Origin of the sequence: Caballeronia sp. LjRoot29, assembly GCF_964252755.1 — a bacterium.
Classification (GTDB): domain Bacteria; phylum Pseudomonadota; class Gammaproteobacteria; order Burkholderiales; family Burkholderiaceae; genus Caballeronia.
This window is the reverse complement of record NZ_CAXUPU020000007.1, coordinates 101924-114637: the sequence shown is the minus strand read 5'-3', so window position 1 is coordinate 114637 and position 12714 is coordinate 101924. Positions and strand designations below refer to the sequence as shown.

Genomic DNA, 12714 nt, shown 5'->3' with positions numbered 1-12714 from the left:
GGAACCGCTTAGGGCTGTTGCCCAAGCAAATCCGCAAGCGCGATCGCAATGATTTTTGTCGCGACCTTCAAGTCTTCCAGCGCGACCCGCTCATCGGCCCGATGTCCATTAGCCTCAAGCAGCATCCGTGGACCGGCGCCATAAATGACGGTCGGTACGCCCGCTTCGCAATATAAGCGGGCATCGGTATAAAGAGGCACGCCCTCGGTAGGAATGTCGCGCTGCAACGTAACCACGGCTGCGCGCTGCAACGCTTGTGACAAGCGCTCTGCGCCGTCAAGCGAGCGCAACGGCGACGTCACCAACACCTCTTCTATCTCCACCCCAGTTCCCGGCAACCCTGCCACCGACGCCGTGATCAGCACCTTCAATTCCCTAAGCACGTCTTGCGGATTCTCTTCCGGCACCACGCGACGGTCGAGGCGCAAACTTACTTTGTCAGGGACCACGTTCGTGTTGATGCCACCTTTGATCAGACCCACCACCAACGTAGGATGATCGATGCCCGGCGTCTTCGAATGGATCTCGCGCAACGCCGCCCGATGTGCGTACAGCGCATTCAGCACCGCCGTAGCGGCCTCCAGCGCGTCATGCCCGGTATCGGGCCGCGCCGCGTGCGCCGACTTGCCCCGGACCGTGACTTCCAGATGGATCGCGCCATTGTGCGCGGTCGTGATTGAATAGGAAAAGCCTGCACAGATGGCGTAATCGGGCTTAACGATGCCCTGCTTCAGCAACCAGCCCGGGCCGATCAGGCCGCCGGTTTCTTCGTCGTAGGTCAGGTGCAGCTCTACCGTGCCGCCGAGCGGCGCACCACTTTCGATCAACGCCTTCAACGCGAACGCATAAGTGGCGAAGTCAGACTTCGATACCGCCGCCCCGCGCCCGATCATGAAACCGTCGCGAATCTCGGCACCATAGGGGTCGGCGGTCCAGCCATCGCCGGGGGGCACCACGTCGCCGTGTGCATTCAGTGCGATCACCGGCCCCGCGCCGAAGCGATGGCGCACCACCAGGTTCGTCGCGCTGATCATGCCGGCGCGCGTGACATCGTCGGCCGGCACTGCGTGGCGTTCGACCGTGAAGCCGATCCGTTCAAGCCACTGCGCCGCCATCTCAGCGTGATCCGCGCAATCGCCGGGCGGATTGTCCGAAGGTTTTTGCACAAGCGCGGCGAGGAACTGGACCTCCTGGTCAAAGTGATGATCGACGCAGTCGGTGAGGGTCGAAACGAGAACGGATGAGGTCATGAGCGGCGGTCTATCGAAGTAATTGGCTGGGGTTGACTGCATGGTAACGAGTAACGCTGCTGTCGGCGAGCAGCGCCAGCTTAGCGGACCGGCCACACGAATGGGTGAGCCTACCCGAATGCCGCCCATAACAGATCGCAATCAATTTATTGCGCTTAAGCGCGGTTTTCATCGAAGAATATTGCATTGCGGCGCAAGCGCCGCGTTTGTTTCGCAATCAATTAACCGCCATTCTCAGCTAAGCTTTCAGGCATGAGGACGCGCTCCGCCAGGCGGCGGAGAGACGCGGATTTCCGTCAGGCACGGACACAACAATTCACCGGAATACGCTTCAATGAACCACAGAGACAATGCCGCGGCGCTCGACCGCGATGATCCCCTGGCCGCTTTGCGTGACAAGTTTTCGCTCGGTCACGACACCATCTATCTGGACGGTAACTCGCTTGGTGTGCCGCCCAAGGCCTCAGCCGCACGCGCGGCGGCCGTCATAACCGGCGAATGGGGTGACGGTTTGATCCGGTCGTGGAATACGGCGGGATGGTTCGCGTTGCCCAAGCGGCTTGGCAATAAGCTCGCTCCGTTGATTGGCGCAGCCGAGGACGAAGTGGTGGTCACCGACACCATTTCCATCAACCTCTTCAAGATCCTGTCGGCGGCGTTGCGGTTAGCCAATGAACGCGATCCCAAGCGTCGTGTCATCGTCTCCGAACGCTCGAATTTCCCTACCGACCTCTACATTGCTCAAGGCCTGATCGAACAACTGGATCGCGGATATGAACTGCGTCTCGTGGATCACGCATCCGAACTCGCAAGTGCTATCGACGAGAACACGGCCGTTGCCATGATTACGCACGTGAACTATCGCACGGGCGCCATGCACGACATGACCGCGTTGACCCGCGTGATTCATGAAGCGGGTGCGCTCGCGGTGTGGGACCTGGCGCATTCGGCAGGTGCGGTGCCAGTCGATCTCAACGCCGCCGGTGCGGATTACGCCGTCGGCTGCACCTACAAATATTTGAACGGCGGGCCGGGTTCGCCTGCATTCATCTGGGTGCCGAAGCGGCTGCAGAATGCTTTCTCGCAACCGCTGTCCGGCTGGTGGGGCCATAAAAAGCCGTTTGAAATGAGCCCTGAATATAGGCCCGATGACGGTGTCGGACGGTTCTTGTGCGGCACGCAACCTATTGTCTCGATGTCGATGATCGAATGCGGGCTTGACGTATTCGCGCAGACCGACATGGCCGCGTTGCGCCGGAAATCGCTGGCGCTGAGCGACCTGTTCATTGAACTGGTCGAGACGCGTTGCAGCGAATTTCCGTTGCAGCTCGTGACACCGCGGGCACATGCCGAACGCGGTTCGCAGGCGAGCTTTGAACATCCGCATGGGTATGAGGTCATGCAGGCGCTGATCGCGCGCAACGTGATTGGCGATTACCGCGAGCCGCGCATTTTGCGCTTCGGCTTCACGCCGCTTTATTCGCGTTATGTGGATGTATGGGACGCGGTTGAAACCTTGCGCGACGTGCTTGCGACTGAAGCATGGCGTGCACCCGAGTTCGCCGAACGTGGCGCGGTTACCTGACCCCAGCGGAGAACGCGCGATGGCACAATCACAAGAAAGCGAAGGCACCGGCGGCTGTCCCATGGGGTATGGAGCCACGGGAGCCGCGGACGACGCTGCGCAGAAGCCCGAAGGCTGGCATGACGCACAGCTCGACTTCTCCAATTCGATGAGCTATGGCGACTATCTCTCGCTTGACACGCTCCTTTCAGCGCAGCACCCGCTCTCGCCGGATCACAACGAAATGCTGTTCATCGTGCAGCATCAGACGAGCGAGTTATGGATGAAGCTCGCGCTGTATGAGCTGCATGCGGCGCTTGCCGCCGTGCGTCGCGATGACCTCCCGCCTGCGTTCAAGATGCTGGCGCGTGTCTCGCGCATACTTGATCAACTGGTGCAGGCGTGGAGTGTTCTCGCCACCATGACGCCCTCTGAATACACGGCAATGCGGCCTTATCTGGGGGCATCGTCCGGATTCCAGTCGCATCAGTACCGGCAGATCGAATTCCTGCTTGGCAATAAGAACGAGCAGATGCTCAAGCCTTATATGCATCGTCCGAACGTGCTTGCCGAGGTCAAGGCGACGCTTGACGGCCCTTCGTTCTACGATGAAGTCATCCGCCTGCTTGCGCGCCGTGGTTTTCCGATTGCACCGGAGAGGCTTGAGCGCGACTGGACTCAGCCGACCACGCACGACGCCAGCGTGGAAGCCGCGTGGCTCACGGTTTATCGTGAGCCGACGCAACATTGGGAGCTCTATGAGATGGCGGAAGAACTCGTTGATCTTGAAGACTCGTTCCGGCAATGGCGCTTTCGCCACGTCACCACGGTTGAGCGGATCATTGGCTTCAAGCAAGGCACGGGCGGAACCAGTGGTGCGCTCTATTTGCGGAAGATGCTCGATGTCGTGCTGTTTCCTGAGTTATGGCACGTCCGGACGTTGCTCTGACAAGCGGTCCGCTTTGTCCGATAATGTCTCGCATGAAAATGCTCCCTGCCCCCAGCCTCATGCGCCGTGCTTTTCTGGCGTTGCCCGCAGCCATGCTGCTAGCGTCGTGCGCAACACCTACCGCGCCGATATCACTCGATACCGCCATTGCGGCGCCGTATCGTGGAGAAAAAGCGCAGGCGCGCGATGTTTATAGACATCCGAAAGAGACACTCGAGTTCTTCGGCCTCGCGCCTGACCAGAGCGTGCTGGAGATTGCGCCGGGCGGCGGCTGGTACACGGACATCCTCGGGCCTTATCTGCGGGCGCGCGGCACGCTTTACGAAGCGCAATATCTGCCGCCGCAAGGGGCGCTTCCTGCCGGCGAGGCAAAGAGCAACGCCTTGTTCGAGCGCAGGCTCGCTGCCGCGCCGGACGTCTTTGGAACGGTCGTGGTCGGCTCGTTGCAATCAGGGCAGTTCAGCGGCTTTCCCGCCGGGCTGCAAGTGGATCGCGTGCTGACGTTCCGTAATATTCATAACTGGATAGAAGACGGTCAGGTCGATGCCAACCTGCGTGCGTTCTATTCGGTCTTGAAACCCGGCGGCGTGCTTGGAGTGGAAGAGCATCGCGCAATACCAGGTACATCGGTTCAGCAAATGATCGATACCGGCTATATGACAGAAGCCTATGTGATCGAGCATGCACAGGCGGTGGGTTTCAAGCTCGTCGCGCGCAGTGAGATCAACAGCAATCCCCGCGATACGAAGAACTATCCGAACGGCGTGTGGTCGCTGCCACCGACCTATCGCGGCGGCGATACCGACCGCGCGCGCTTCGCAGCCATTGGAGAATCGGATCGCATGACGTTGCGGTTCGTTAAGCCATAAGGAGGGATTTTCGTTCGCACTCGGGGTTGGACGGGGGTGGTTTTGAGGTTGGCAGTGGGGGGCGGGGGTTGGGTTGCTAGGTTCTGACGTTAGCGGTCTGAGTCATTGCCGGGTTGCTGCTTTCCAGGTCTTCGCGCGTTCAGTGTTGGATGTCTTCTTTATCACTATTAGCCACTGCGCGTGGCGGCGCGTCATTTCTTTGTCCAAAGCGACAAAGAAACGAAGCAAAGAAAACGCTTTCACCTCTCTAAAAATTAAGTGTCCACAGCGTGCAGTTTTATTTCATTGGTACCCGAAAAGCACGGTGCTCGCAAGAGCCACCGATGTGTGAACCCCTCTTTCTCCGAACACGGATACCCCACGCTTCGCCACCAGTGTTTGAACCTGCCCAAGGGACACCCCGCGCTATCCGCCTAGAACCACCCGCCAAATTTGTACGCATGCCGAACCATATTGGCAACCCGCGAAGAAACATGGCTACCGAAATGCGTGAGGCCGTACCCAAAGAATTCCGTGCAACCGGCGAACCGACTTACTAAAGATAGAGCAATAAATACACATCGGGTTGTGATCCGCGAAGCTGGTCACGCGTCTCTGCTGCGCAGTCAACTCGACCAAGCGATCAAAAAAGGCGGAGCGCTCCAAAAGCGCGTGAGGCCGTGCCGGTTCTTGGAACACGGGTGCTAGCCCGAGAGCGTACGGGGCGAAGCGTTTTACTGTCAGGATTCGCGAGAAGGAGGGGTTCAAACATCCGTGGCTCTTGCGAGCACCGTGCTTTTGGGGCACCCATGAATCAAAACTGCACGCTGTGGACACTTAGGGTAGAGCTGTTAAAAGCGCTTTCTTTGCTTCGTTTCTTTGTCGCTAAGGACCAAGAAATGACGCGCCGCCACGCGCAGTGGCTAACAGTGATAAAGAAATCAGCTAACATAAAACGCGCGAAGACCTGAAAAGCAGCAACCCGGCATTGAACCAGACCGCTGACGCCAGAACCTAGCACTCCGGCATTGACCCCGACCGCTCCCCCAGAAATCTAACTCACAAGGCCATTAATGATTGAAGTCCATCATCTAAACGAATCTCGGTCGCGCCGAATTACGTGGCTACTCGAGGAACTCGAACTCGACTACACCGTCCATGCCTACAAGCGCAATCCAAAAACCCGCCTTGCGCCGCCCGAACTCGAAAAGATCCATCCACTGGGCAAAGCGCCCGTGATCCGCGATGGCGATGAAGTCATCTTCGAGTCCGGCGCGATCATCGAATATCTGGTTCGCAAGTATGGCAACGGCCGGCTCGCGCCCGCAGCAGACTCGCGTGACTACAACCGTTATTTACAGTTTCTACACTATGCAGAAGGCTCCGCCATGTTGCCGCTCATGCTAAAGCTCTACACAAGCCGGCTTGGCGATGGCGCAGCGCCGTTGCAGCCGCGCATCGAAAGTGAAATGCAAAGGCACCTCGGCTTTCTGAACAGCGAACTCGCAGCACAGGACTATTTCATTGGCAATGAATTGACGGGCGCCGATGTTCAACTGTCGTTCGCGGTCCAGATGGCCGTGAAGTTTTGCGGCGAAGAGGCGTACCCCAACCTCACCGCGTTTGTCCGGCGTATTGAAGCCCGTGAGGCGTATAAAAGGGCTATCGAGAAGTCGGGAGAGTAAAAAGTTCTGAGCATCGTTGGCAGAGGCAAGGAACGCTTGCTTAGCCAACGACGCTCACTCTGATCCACGGCGGCTATTAACGGTTTCTCAACGGCCACGGCCGGCTGCAACGCTCGCAAAACTCTCCGCCACGGCATCGCCAAAAACAGTGGCTGCACCCTTCAAATTGCCCAACTGAACAGGGTGAATTAGCCAGATATCCAGACTAAGGGAAAAGTCTTTCACGTCAACAACAGATAGTTCGGCATACGAATCACTCCGACGAAGCACCGTCTTCGGCACAAGCCCCAAACCGAGCCCCGCTGCAATCAGCTTCAGTTGCATCTCCGTGCCGTGCGTATCCACGCTTAACCTGAGTTCGCGCCCCGCACCTTGCATCGCCCGGTTCAGCGCAGCACGGTAGCCGCAACCCAACGGGTTCAGAATCCATTCCTGCTCCGCAAGCGCCTTGATGGTGGAGCGACGTTCGACCACGGGCCTTCTCTTGCTCTGGACCACCAGCACTTCGAGCGTTGTGATAAGCCGTCCTGCCATGTTGGCTGGCAACGTGCTTGGAGAGGGCAGCAGCAACGTGGCCGCGTCGAGTTTCCCAAGACTGACCTGCTGCAACAAACCCGTGCTCCACTCGGTATGCGACTGAACCTCAAGCGCAGGAAACGCCGCTTTCAAACGCATCACCGCGTCGAACAAAACGATCTCCGCGATCACTTGCGAAAGGCCCAAGCGAAATACCCCGCTCGGCACAGCGTCTTCCCGGGAGATATCAAGCAGTTGATTCACGCTGCGCATGAGCGGAACAGCGTGTTCGTAGATCCGGCGCGCAAGCGCGGTCGCTTGAGGCGGCTTGCTGTTCCGGTCCAGGAGTTCCAGGCCAAGGACGGATTCGAGATGCTGAATCCGCCGCGATATAGCCGATTGCGTCAGCGACAGTACATCTGCCGCCCGAGTCAGCGAATTATGGTCAATGACCGCAACCAGGGTTTTAAGGTCTTCGAATAACATGCTCGATTCTCATGGTTCGTATGAAAACTATGCGCTTGATGCAATCGCAAGCCTAGTCTAATCTTCAATGGCGAATCGTGAGAAGCGATATTTTTTACGCAGCAACGCGTCCTTATTCCCTACTTAAGCCTGAGGTCAAGACCATGCCACTCGTTCGAATCAATCTCGCTCAGACTGCGTCACCGGAAGTCGTTCAGGCAATCAGTGACGTCGTGTACGACGCAATGATCAATGTCGTCAAAGTGCCCGAGCACGACAAGTTTCAGATCATCACGCGCCATGCGCCTGACGAATTGATCTACCCGGCGGAAGGTTACCTGGGCGTGAATTACACGCCGGGCATCGTATTTATCCAGGTGACATGGAACATCGGCCGCACCACTGAGATGAAGAAAGCGTTTTATCGCGCGGTGGCGGATGGCATACATGCCAGGACGGGCGTTCGAAAGGAGGATGTCTGGATCAACCTGGTCGAGGTAAATCGCGAGGACTGGTCGTTCGGCAATGGCGATATGCACTACGCGCCGAAGTAGCCGCCACGTCCGTGCAGCAATGAAACGCCGCCGGTCGCGCACGTCCATGCAAGTACGCGGCCAGCGGCCATTCGATCCTGTGCTAATGCGGACGCCTGTGATTCAAAGCGATGAACACACCCATCAGCGTGACAAAGGCCAGCACAAGCAAGCTTGCGTTGAGCAGCACGTGCGGATAGCCAAGTTCGCCGACATCAATAAATGGATAAGGATAGAAATCCGACGTACTGCCGCGCCAAAGCGTGATGCAAAGATAAGCGAGCGGATAGATCAGCCACAGCAGGCATTGCCGCAAACTCAGATGAAAGCGCGGCACGAACAGCACCCAGTAGATTGCCGACAACAAAGGAATAACGGTGTGCAGGCATTCGTTGAGCATCGCCCGATATCCTGAAGGCGTCCACAGGTGACGCAGCAACAGGTTATAAGCCAGTCCGACAAACACGATGTACACCACGACCGCCGTCACCACTGGCGGCTTGCGGAAAAATCGTCCGAACGGCGAGCGGCCAAGCACGGCGACACACGAAAAACAAAGTGCAACAGCGAATATGGTCAGGTTCGTCAGATAGCTGCCAAGGCGCTCAATTCCATCGAACACGCTTAAGCCCCTGTTCAGCATCCGGTGCACCGTGATATCGGTTTGCGCGGCGAGCGCGAGCCACGCTATTGTCGCGATGCACGCAGCCAGCAATAACGACGCCGTTGTGGGCGTATGCAAGGGCAACGCGGGCTCTGCCGACGCCTCTTGCGGACTTTGCATGGGGCTAAGGGACTGGCGTTCAGGTGGCGAGGAAATAGGCTTGGGCATGCCGCGATTTTATACGCGGACAGTTAGCGCTGCAGAGCAGCAAGCTCAGGAGATCTTGAAGATATTTTGCGCGCCGCGTACGTACAGTCCCTCGGCTTTCAGGAGAATACGTTCGCGGTACGTATCGAAGGCGGCGAGCACGGCGGATTCGCCCGACCCCATTTGCGGATTGAAACTCGATAGAGCGGCATCGTCTATCTGGAACGAGATCTCGCGCGAACCGTCATACCCCCAGAAGCACACGCAGTGCCGGGAGTTGTCGTAGGAACGGCTTGGGTTCGGGAAATTGAGTTTCATACGCCATCCTAGTCCTATTACCGTGACGCGCGCGACGGTGTTATTCCTGGTAATTACCCTGCCCCGACCATTCCCGCAACCAACGCAATGTTCCGACTGCAGGGAAATCGGGAAGCAATTACCACAAGCGGCTAGCAAGTACTTAAGCCTTAAGCCCGTCCTCTCGCTGTACGGTTTTTGTAATGCGTTTGGCGCGTCCATGCTCTCGCATCGCATCCCGCGGTTCAAGTAGACTCTGGTGCCACGCTATCGATTGAATCCTCGGCGCCTTGCTTGCAACTGCGTCGCTGGCTCTACCTGAAATACCCTCGCCTTGTGAAACCTGCCAACTTCCGCATCACCGCCGCCGTTGTAGCCAGCGCCCTTTTTATGCAAAACATGGACGGCACGATCGTCGCGACGGCCTTGCCTGCCATGGCGCGTGATCTTGGTGTCGACCCGGTGCATCTGAGCAGTGCCATTACGGCTTATCTAGTGGCGCTGACGGTGTTCATTCCCGCTAGCGGATGGGTTGCCGATCGCTTCGGGGCGAAGCGCGTCTTCATGTGGGCGATCGCAACGTTCACGCTGGCGTCGCTCGCCTGCGCCGCGGCCGCGAACCTCCCGCAGTTGATTGCTGCACGCATCGTGCAGGGAATCGGCGGCGCCATGATGGTGCCGGTCGGACGTTTGATTTTGTTCCGTGGAGTGAAACGCGAGGAGCTGTTGCAGGCCACCACATGGCTCACCATGCCGGCTCTTATCGGCCCGTTGATGGGTCCGCCACTCGGCGGCTTTCTCACCGATACCCTCTCGTGGCGCAGCATCTTCTGGGTCAACGTGCCGGTGGGTATAGTCGGTCTGTTGCTGACTTGGCGCTTGCTGCCGGCCGCGCCCCCCGAACATCACGCGCCACCCGACATTCGCGGCATGATGTTGATCGGCGGGTCGCTGACGCTGTTCATGACCGGCATTGAATGCGCGGGACGTAGCGTCTTGCCGCCGTTTGCGTCGCCTGCGTGCGTGGCCACGGGCGTGGTGATGTTCTGGATGGCCGTCAGGCACTGCCGTCGCGTGGACGATCCGGCCGTCGATTTTTCCCTGCTCTCTATACCCACTTTTCATGCAGCGACAATTGCGGGAAGCTTGTTTCGCGCCGGTGCCGGCGCGCTGCCGTTTCTTGTGCCGCTGACGTTGCAAGCCGGGTTCGGCTATAGCGCTTCCGCTAGCGGTCTCGTCACATTCGCCAGCGCGCTAGGATCGTTTTGCATGCGCCCGATGACATCGCTTGCGCTAAGGCGCTTTTCTGTCCGCACCGTCTTGTGCGCGGGCAGCGTTTCATTTGCGGCCGTGCTCCTGGTGTGCTCGTTCATGTCGCAGAACTGGCCGGCTAGCGGCATCTTCTTGTTGCTGCTTGTGGGCGGATTGTCGCGCTCGCTGAGCTTCGCCACCATGGGCGCCCTCGCTTTCGCCGATGTTCCCAAGGCCAGGCTTGCCGCCGCTACTTCATTCCAGGGGACTGCTCAGCAATTGATGAAGGCGGTCGGCGTGACAGTCGCGGCGGGGACAATCCAAGTCACCATGATCCTGGCCCCTGGCACGCATGCTGAACGGTGGCAGCTGGCCTCGGCTTTTATCGTTACCGCGCTCGTTGTAATCAGTTCTTATCCGATGTTCATGCGGATGCCCGCTGAAGCAGGTGAGGGAATTTCTGCCAAGCGAGGATCCGCACGCGGGCGCGCGGGCGAGGTCAAGTGACGCTAACTAAGCACCAATCAACACCCCGGTCCTGAACGGGACTGCGCCCGTTACACGGCCCATCGGTGCGCCGGCGATGACAAAGCGGATCGCCCGGCGCATATAAAAGACACCATCGTTTTTCGTCGTGAGTGTAGTCACCTCGTCCGTGATCGGATCGATGATGTCGAAGACCGGATCACCCGCTTTCAAATGTGCCCCGACCTGCGCGCGATACACCACCACGCCGCTTGCGGGCGCAATGAACTGCTCGCTGCCGGCCAGCGGCGTTGCCGGATGATTGAGCGGCGGCAGCTCGCGTGCCTGGCCTTCAATCACGCCGCGATACTTCAGGTAATCGACAATCCCGTCCGCATCCTGCTCGGCGAATTCATAGGACACGTCGCGCTGGCCGCGATGCTCGACCGTCAGCGCAACATTAGGCGCGGCGATCGGCGTGCCCTCGCCCACAAGCGCGCGAACGTCGTTCCAGAGTTGCGTATGAACCTCGTCGAATGACTGGCCGCCCGAGTCCGCACAGAGCAATACGCCGCTTGCACCCAGATACCGCGCGAGCGGTTCAACCGCCGGCCAGCTCGCAGGGCTCGTGTACAAGTGCATGGTCGCCTCGAGCGAACAATGCAGGTCGAGGATGACGTCGGCATCGGCAGCCATGATCAGCATCTCGCGACGCAAGGACTCGAACTCGTTCTTCGGTTTGACGTCGGCGAGCATGTCGCATACTGCACGCCGCAATAAACGCGTATTGGCGTCGGCGTCCTGCGTCCACTTGCTGCCAATGCGCTCGACCAAAGCCGAGGCAGCAGGCAGCGGAAAGCTGCGATTGAAGTTGTGGCCGCTATTCAACTCGAAGCGTCCAAGGAACTGTCCAAGCACATGCTGCGAGAGTCCGATCGGGTTCGCCACCGGCACGAGGATCACCTCACCCAGAATACGTCCCGCCTTTTCAAGTTCGATCAGCCGTTGCTTCAGGCGCCACGCGGTCAGCATGGCGGGGATTTCGTCCGCGTGCAGCGACGCCTGGATATAGATCTTCTCGCCCTTGCCCGGCGTACCGAAGTGAAAGCTGACGAACTCGCGACGCGTGCCAATGGACGTGGAAACCAGCGGCGTGGTTTTGATCTGCATCGAATACTCCTGGAATCTTGTTAGTTGCCGTAGACGTCGAAGTCGAAGTACTTGCGGGCGATCTTTTGGTAAGTGCCGTCGGCACGCATGCCGGCGATCGCGCTGTCGATGCTTGCCTTGAGCGCAACATCGTCCTTGCGCAGGCCGATGCCCGTGCCGTGGTCACCCATCTCAAGCGGTCCGCCGACAAAACCGAAACCCTTGCCTCTCGGTGTCTTCAGGAAGCCGTTATCCGCTTCCACCGATCCAAGCAACGCCGCGTCCAGCCGGCCAGCCTCCAGGTCTTGAAAGACGCCCTCCTGACTTTGATACGCGACCACTTCCACGCCACCCGACTGCCAGTTCTTCTGCGCATATGTCTCGAACTGCGTGCCGCTCTGCACCCCAATGCGCTTGCCGCGCAGACCTTCCGCGCTGACCGTCACGGGTGCACCGGTTTTGGCGATCAACCGTGACTTGAACTGGAACAGCTTGGTCGAAAACGCGATCTGCTGCATGCGCTTTTCGGTGATGGCCATCGACGAAATGATTGCGTCGATCTTGCGTGCCTGAAGCGCCGGGATCATGCCGGAGAACTCCATCTCGACCCATTGGCAATGCATCGCGATGCGGCGGCAGATTTCGTTGGCAAGGTCGACATCGAAACCGGTCACGGTGCCGTCGGGCATCTTGACGTCCATCGGCGGATACGTCGGATCAATGCCGAGGCGCAATACGTTCGCGTCTTTCGCATAGGCCGGCATGGAGACGGCCAAGGCCGCGATCACGACGGTGGCCAGCAATGAAGAGAGGGTTTTCATCGGCGCTTGCTCAGTGGTCAGGACGGTGATGGGGATAACACGCCTTCATGGTACGAGCGCAAAATGCCACCAAACAGGCCCGATTTACTTATCATGATCACTTTTACCTG

General features: G+C 58.7%; 12 protein-coding genes. 6 read left to right on the top strand and 6 right to left on the bottom strand.

Annotation, left to right across the window (positions count from 1 at the left end; all coding sequences use genetic code 11):
- Positions 1 to 8: 8 nt before the first annotated feature.
- Positions 9 to 1250, bottom strand: coding sequence for an ArgE/DapE family deacylase (locus ACSQ83_RS10940; RefSeq protein WP_436228145.1), 1242 nt, complete (start codon positions 1248 to 1250; stop codon positions 9 to 11).
- A gap of 334 nt (positions 1251 to 1584) precedes the next feature.
- Here ACSQ83_RS10940 and kynU point away from each other — a divergent pair, with 334 nt between their 5' ends.
- The 4 genes from kynU (at position 1585) to ACSQ83_RS10920 (ending at position 6296) form a co-directional block, all read left to right on the top strand.
- Complete coding sequence (gene kynU / locus ACSQ83_RS10935) at positions 1585 to 2835, top strand: kynureninase (RefSeq protein WP_436228144.1); 1251 nt, start codon at positions 1585 to 1587, stop codon at positions 2833 to 2835.
- 19 nt (positions 2836 to 2854) lie between these two features.
- Positions 2855 to 3763, top strand: a complete 909-nt coding sequence (gene kynA, locus ACSQ83_RS10930) for a tryptophan 2,3-dioxygenase (RefSeq protein WP_436228143.1) — start codon at positions 2855 to 2857, stop codon at positions 3761 to 3763.
- A 32-nt stretch (positions 3764 to 3795) separates the two neighbouring features.
- Positions 3796 to 4632: a class I SAM-dependent methyltransferase gene (locus ACSQ83_RS10925; protein WP_436228142.1), complete on the top strand. Its 837-nt coding sequence runs from the start codon at positions 3796 to 3798 to the stop codon at positions 4630 to 4632.
- A gap of 1052 nt (positions 4633 to 5684) precedes the next feature.
- Complete coding sequence (locus ACSQ83_RS10920) at positions 5685 to 6296, top strand: glutathione S-transferase family protein (protein WP_436228141.1); 612 nt, start codon at positions 5685 to 5687, stop codon at positions 6294 to 6296.
- A gap of 87 nt (positions 6297 to 6383) precedes the next feature.
- On the opposite strand, the gene ACSQ83_RS10915 is transcribed toward ACSQ83_RS10920, so the two are convergent.
- On the bottom strand, positions 6384 to 7298 hold the full coding sequence (locus tag ACSQ83_RS10915; RefSeq protein WP_436228140.1) for a LysR family transcriptional regulator: 915 nt from the start codon (positions 7296 to 7298) through the stop codon (positions 6384 to 6386).
- Between the two features lie 143 nt (positions 7299 to 7441).
- Between ACSQ83_RS10915 and ACSQ83_RS10910 the strand changes: the two genes are divergently transcribed.
- A complete protein-coding gene (locus ACSQ83_RS10910; protein WP_414951247.1) occupies positions 7442 to 7831 on the top strand; it encodes a tautomerase family protein in 390 nt (129 codons plus the stop codon).
- Between the two features lie 82 nt (positions 7832 to 7913).
- Here ACSQ83_RS10910 and ACSQ83_RS10905 read toward each other — a convergent pair whose 3' ends face one another.
- Together ACSQ83_RS10905 and ACSQ83_RS10900 are read right to left on the bottom strand one after the other, a co-directional pair.
- Positions 7914 to 8594 carry a Pr6Pr family membrane protein gene (locus tag ACSQ83_RS10905; protein WP_414951246.1) on the bottom strand — a complete coding sequence of 227 codons (681 nt, stop codon included), beginning with the start codon at positions 8592 to 8594 and terminating at the stop codon, positions 7914 to 7916.
- Positions 8595 to 8687: 93 nt separating this feature from the next.
- Positions 8688 to 8939 (bottom strand): DUF1488 domain-containing protein, encoded by a 252-nt coding sequence (locus ACSQ83_RS10900; protein WP_414951244.1) that lies wholly within the window; start codon positions 8937 to 8939, stop codon positions 8688 to 8690.
- 315 nt (positions 8940 to 9254) lie between these two features.
- Between ACSQ83_RS10900 and ACSQ83_RS10895 the strand changes: the two genes are divergently transcribed.
- A complete protein-coding gene (locus ACSQ83_RS10895) occupies positions 9255 to 10676 on the top strand; it encodes an MFS transporter (RefSeq protein ID WP_436228213.1) in 1422 nt (473 codons plus the stop codon).
- Between the two features lie 6 nt (positions 10677 to 10682).
- Here ACSQ83_RS10895 and ACSQ83_RS10890 read toward each other — a convergent pair whose 3' ends face one another.
- Both ACSQ83_RS10890 and ACSQ83_RS10885 read right to left on the bottom strand, forming a co-directional pair.
- Positions 10683 to 11804, bottom strand: coding sequence for a succinylglutamate desuccinylase/aspartoacylase family protein (locus tag ACSQ83_RS10890; RefSeq protein WP_414951243.1), 1122 nt, complete (start codon positions 11802 to 11804; stop codon positions 10683 to 10685).
- Between the two features lie 20 nt (positions 11805 to 11824).
- Positions 11825 to 12547, bottom strand: coding sequence for a transporter substrate-binding domain-containing protein (locus ACSQ83_RS10885; RefSeq protein ID WP_436228212.1), 723 nt, complete (start codon positions 12545 to 12547; stop codon positions 11825 to 11827).
- Positions 12548 to 12714 lie beyond the last annotated feature (167 nt).

Coding starts and splice junctions, on each gene's coding strand:
- ACSQ83_RS10940 (WP_436228145.1), bottom strand. CDS start 1,250: ATGACCTCATCCGTTCTCGTTTCGACCCTCACCGACTGCGTCGATCAT.
- kynU (WP_436228144.1), top strand. CDS start 1,585: ATGAACCACAGAGACAATGCCGCGGCGCTCGACCGCGATGATCCCCTG.
- kynA (WP_436228143.1), top strand. CDS start 2,855: ATGGCACAATCACAAGAAAGCGAAGGCACCGGCGGCTGTCCCATGGGG.
- ACSQ83_RS10925 (WP_436228142.1), top strand. CDS start 3,796: ATGAAAATGCTCCCTGCCCCCAGCCTCATGCGCCGTGCTTTTCTGGCG.
- ACSQ83_RS10920 (WP_436228141.1), top strand. CDS start 5,685: ATGATTGAAGTCCATCATCTAAACGAATCTCGGTCGCGCCGAATTACG.
- ACSQ83_RS10915 (WP_436228140.1), bottom strand. CDS start 7,298: ATGTTATTCGAAGACCTTAAAACCCTGGTTGCGGTCATTGACCATAAT.
- ACSQ83_RS10910 (WP_414951247.1), top strand. CDS start 7,442: ATGCCACTCGTTCGAATCAATCTCGCTCAGACTGCGTCACCGGAAGTC.
- ACSQ83_RS10905 (WP_414951246.1), bottom strand. CDS start 8,594: ATGCAAAGTCCGCAAGAGGCGTCGGCAGAGCCCGCGTTGCCCTTGCAT.
- ACSQ83_RS10900 (WP_414951244.1), bottom strand. CDS start 8,939: ATGAAACTCAATTTCCCGAACCCAAGCCGTTCCTACGACAACTCCCGG.
- ACSQ83_RS10890 (WP_414951243.1), bottom strand. CDS start 11,804: ATGCAGATCAAAACCACGCCGCTGGTTTCCACGTCCATTGGCACGCGT.
- ACSQ83_RS10885 (WP_436228212.1), bottom strand. CDS start 12,547: ATGCCGGCCTATGCGAAAGACGCGAACGTATTGCGCCTCGGCATTGAT.